Here is a 3,836-nt window from a genome sequence, read left to right on the forward strand (position 1 = left end):
CCCCTCGCACCGGCCGCGACCGCCGGGTGCGAACGTCCGGACCTTCGGCAGTTGAGCCGCCGTGGTGTCGGCGGGCGCTTGCGTTCGGTCAGCCAAGCTTCGACCTCGCCGAGATCCCAGACCACGCAGCGCCGGGTAAGCGAAAAACCGGCGGGGAAACTCTCCGCGTCGCTCCATCTCATAGATGGTCGTGTCGGCGAGCGGCACGATCTTGCGCAACTCTGGCCGACGGATGGCGCGGGTGGCGGGCAGGGCGCCCACGGGGCGGGGCGGCGGCACGAGATCTTGGGACATGGCAGGCTCGCTTTGCGGCCATAGTCCAAGGCCTCGCCCACGGGACAAGCATCAATAAGGTCAAGGTGGGCTCTAGCGTGGAAAGACAGGCGTTCGGCGGTTTTGGAGGCGAGCCGACTCGTGGCCTCAATACGGCCCCGCGCCGCCGCGCCGCCGCGCCGCCGCGCCGTTTTGCCGCCCACAGTCATGACGCCTGAAGCCTTCCGCGCTCTTGCCTTGAGTTTTCCCCGCGCCCAGGAGCGACCGATGCGGGGCTCCCAGGAATTTCACATCAAGGACAAGGTCTTCGCCACGCTCGGCTGGCCGGAGGCCTGCTGGGCGGTGGATCAAAGTTGACGCCGGCCGACCAGACGCGCTTCTGAGAGGCGGCGAGGTATCGCCCGAGCCCGGTGGTCGCGGCAAACGAGGCGTCACCCGCGTGCGCCTGGCCGCCGTCGATGCCGATCGGCTTACGCCGGTGCTCAAGGCGGCCTGGACCCAGGCTGGCGGGCCGATAGCCGATTACGCCTAAGGCTGCTTGGGCTTGGGGAAGCCTTCAGGCCTGTCGGTCTGCGCATAGAGCGTGGCTGGATCGGCGCCGTCGCGGATCGCCATCTGGCGCAGGATTCCCGCCACCATCTTCGGGTTCAGCTTGGGTTTATCCCAGCGCGCCGCGCCGCCCAGGCGGATCGGCTGGTCGGGGTAGCTGAGGAAGGTGAAGGCCGCATCGACCACCTGCTTCATAAGGGCCTTCATTTCCGGATCGGAAATCCGCGAGGCTTCCAGATAGGGGATCTCGCCGGCGGAGCTGACGATCTTGACGTCGCTGAAGTCGCCCGCCGGACTGATCACCTCGCGGCCGGCGTGCCAGTCCTCGAGGATCGAATTGCGAAAGCAGCTTTCGACCAGGGCCAGGGTCAGGCGCTGTAAGGCGCGGTGTTCATAGGGGGGCTCCGCCATCGGTCGTCCTCAAGCTTGGCGGCCCTCACGCCGCGATCGGTTGCGTGGTCGACCTGATCCATCAGGGTGCCGCTGCGTCGCGGAAGACAGTATAGCGCGACCCGCTCGGGCCAGCGCGATTTCCATCGTGAAGGGTAGCTCAGGCCTGTCGGGTTCGTGGATTCGCCAGCCCGTCGACCGCGTCGAGACCCTCGTCCTCGGACGCCCGCTCATCAGGATGCAGACACCAGCGGATCGACGGCGAGCCGACGCCGGGCGCCAGCTCGCCGGGCGTCTGCTGCGACCCCGCCAAATGCACCAACAGTTCGTTCATGCCATTCGACATCGCCCAGTCCCAACGCGGGTGGCCGCTGTCGGCATGGCGGCTGATATCGGCGACGGGTTCCAAGTGGAGGATGGTGCGGCCACCGTCGAGATCGCGTCGCGAAAAAGCGAACACACCGCCGCCGCGCACGAACCGGCCGTCGTGGTGATAGAGGCTCATGAAGGCCACGCCATAGAGTTCGACGTCGTCGGTCATCGCGCGTATCGCCTGTTGGGCCTGCGGAAAGAGTGGGAACATATTAAGAACACGTCAGCGGTCCGGAGTCGAATCCTCCGATCCGTGAGCCTCGCGAATTCGCTGGCCGTCCGGCAGAGCGACGGGTTCAAGGCAAATCGGCGCATGCTGTAGGGAGGATCTGGGCCGCGGCGCTCGTCGGGGCGGCTGGTGCAGCCTTGCAAACGCTTCGCCGGAGGTTCTCGCCGGGCGCTTTTGCGCCCGGCTTCACCCGAACAGGAGAGCGACCGGCGGTCACGCTCGGTCCCGCGGCTTTCGCCGCTCCCTCGGGCGCGACGCCTGCGGGCAGGCTTTTGGCCTGCCGCCGGCCGCTCGACGCCGCCTACCGCCACGCGCGTCGCGCGGGCTCCTGTGCAGGCTTCATTTTGCGAAGAGCGATCACCGAGGTGATCGCGTGGCTTGGGGCTCTGCCCCTGGCGCACTTCGGATCGGCTTCCGCCCAGCTTCGGTCGCTGCGGGCAAGATCGGACAGTGGGTCAGCAACGCCCTGCAGCCGGGTCCCCGCGAAGCCGCCCCTCCGTTTGCACCCCCGGTCTCGCCGACGAGCATCGGCTGTCACCCTGGCTCGGCCACCTGATGGTCAGCCGTCAGGAAACCGCGCGGCCCCTGCTCACGCCTGGTGAGGTCATGCAGCTTCCGCCGGACGAAGCCCTCGTGCAAGTATCCGGCGTGCCGCCGATCCGGGCGACCAAGGTGCGATACTACGTCGACCGCGAGCTGGCTGGGCGGGTGGCGCCGCCGCCGACAAAGCTCTCACCCGTGGCCACGGATGCGCCGTCCGAGTGGATTACGGTGATCAGTGCTGGAAGCGGTTCGCCCGTTACCTCGGGCGAGGCGGGCGACGAAGGCGGCCATCGCATCGAGCCCGAGTTCGAGGCTCCGGTCGAACCCGCGCCGCCACCGCTCCCCCCGGGAACCTCGCTAGAACCGGAGGTCGACAACGACGAGTCCGCGCAGGCCGAGCAAGCGCGTCGGTTCCGAGCCGCGGCCCGGCAAGCTGCCCTCGACCCCGACGACGGCATTCCTCTGTGAGCGGCGCTGTGAAAGTCCAAACCAAGGTCTTCTTGGCCCGCGATCTTTCGCTGGCCCTGGACGCCGCCGCACGGCGCATGAAGCGGTCCAAGTCCGAGATCATGCAGGCGGCGGTCGCCGCCTATCTTTCGCCCGACGGCGATGAGGCGGCCGAGGCCGCCGTCGTGAGGCGGCTCGACCGCATTGGCCGGTCGCTGGAGCGCCTTGAGCGGGACGTGACGATTTCCAACGAGGCGGTCGCCTTGTTGGTCAAAGCCTGGTTGACGGCGACGCCAATTTTGTCGGGTGGGGACCAAAAAGCGCAGAACGCAAAGGGGCAGGAACGCTACGCGGGGTTCCTGGAAGCTCTTTCGCGGCGACTTGCGTCGGGTCGGCTGCTGCGGGCCGAGGTGCTCGATGAAGCGAAGAGTGGCATCGGGGAGGTGTGACTCAAATAGGCCTTCTAGAAGGTCTGCTCGGCGGCAACTCAACGGTCGTAGCCAGTCTCCCTGCTTGGAACTCAGACTTTGAGAGCGCCGGGCATATCGGAAGCGGGAATCGACGGCCGTGGCGACCTGACCCGCCCTGAAGGTGGAACGCCCACGCTGCATAGTGAGGCGGTGCTGTGCCGAGGGGATCCGCGGGCCTATTTTTTGAGAGCGTCGATTGATCTCAGCACCGTACGAGCAATCGATAGGACTTCGTTGCGCCTGCCCCGATGATTGAAAGGTAGTGACTGATCACTATCTTTTGTATATGGGGTTGCAATGGCTCGTCAAAATCTCCCCGCCGCGCAACGCCGTGAAGTGACTGTGGAAGCGGTCGTTGAACTTGCCGCGACGCGTAATCCCGCCGAAATCACGACGGGCCAGATCGCCGAACGAATGCAGCTGACCCAAGGGGCGCTGTTCCGCCACTTCCCGACCAAGGACGCAGTCTGGGACGCGGTTATGGTCTGGACGGCTGACCAACTCACCCAACGACTGGATCAAGCCGAGGCAAGAGGCTTGTCGCCCTTGCTAGCGCTTGAGCA

5 protein-coding genes and 1 pseudogene are annotated in these 3,836 nt (G+C 66.4%); 3 read left to right on the forward strand and 3 right to left on the reverse strand.

Annotated features, from left to right (window positions below; genetic code table 11):
* The 3 genes and pseudogenes from CSW58_RS10445 to CSW58_RS10455 form a co-directional block, all read right to left on the reverse strand.
* Positions 1–294: pseudogene (locus CSW58_RS10445) on the reverse strand (helix-turn-helix transcriptional regulator); the annotation flags it as partial.
* A 507-nt stretch (positions 295–801) separates the two neighbouring features.
* Positions 802–1,233 carry a hypothetical protein gene (locus CSW58_RS10450; protein ID WP_099447243.1) on the reverse strand — a complete coding sequence of 144 codons (432 nt, stop codon included), beginning with the start codon at positions 1,231–1,233 and terminating at the stop codon, positions 802–804.
* Positions 1,234–1,372: 139 nt separating this feature from the next.
* Positions 1,373–1,753, reverse strand: a complete 381-nt coding sequence (locus CSW58_RS10455) for a hypothetical protein (protein ID WP_143755169.1) — start codon at positions 1,751–1,753, stop codon at positions 1,373–1,375.
* 615 nt (positions 1,754–2,368) lie between these two features.
* Here CSW58_RS10455 and CSW58_RS15290 point away from each other — a divergent pair.
* From CSW58_RS15290 to CSW58_RS10470, 3 genes are all read left to right on the forward strand, one after another.
* Positions 2,369–2,824 carry a type IV secretory system conjugative DNA transfer family protein gene (locus CSW58_RS15290; protein WP_099447245.1) on the forward strand — a complete coding sequence of 152 codons (456 nt, stop codon included), beginning with the start codon at positions 2,369–2,371 and terminating at the stop codon, positions 2,822–2,824.
* Between the two features lie 32 nt (positions 2,825–2,856).
* A complete protein-coding gene (locus tag CSW58_RS10465; protein ID WP_099447246.1) occupies positions 2,857–3,252 on the forward strand; it encodes a CopG family transcriptional regulator in 396 nt (131 codons plus the stop codon).
* 363 nt (positions 3,253–3,615) lie between these two features.
* A partial coding sequence (locus tag CSW58_RS10470) for a TetR/AcrR family transcriptional regulator (protein ID WP_236627774.1) occupies positions 3,616–3,836 on the forward strand: 221 nt, incomplete at its 3' end.

The organism is Caulobacter sp. B11, assembly GCF_002737765.1.
In the GTDB taxonomy this organism is placed as follows: domain Bacteria; phylum Pseudomonadota; class Alphaproteobacteria; order Caulobacterales; family Caulobacteraceae; genus Caulobacter.

Coding starts and splice junctions, on each gene's coding strand:
- CSW58_RS15290 (WP_099447245.1), top strand. CDS start 2,369: ATGGTCAGCCGTCAGGAAACCGCGCGGCCCCTGCTCACGCCTGGTGAG.
- CSW58_RS10450 (WP_099447243.1), bottom strand. CDS start 1,233: ATGGCGGAGCCCCCCTATGAACACCGCGCCTTACAGCGCCTGACCCTG.
- CSW58_RS10455 (WP_143755169.1), bottom strand. CDS start 1,753: ATGACCGACGACGTCGAACTCTATGGCGTGGCCTTCATGAGCCTCTAT.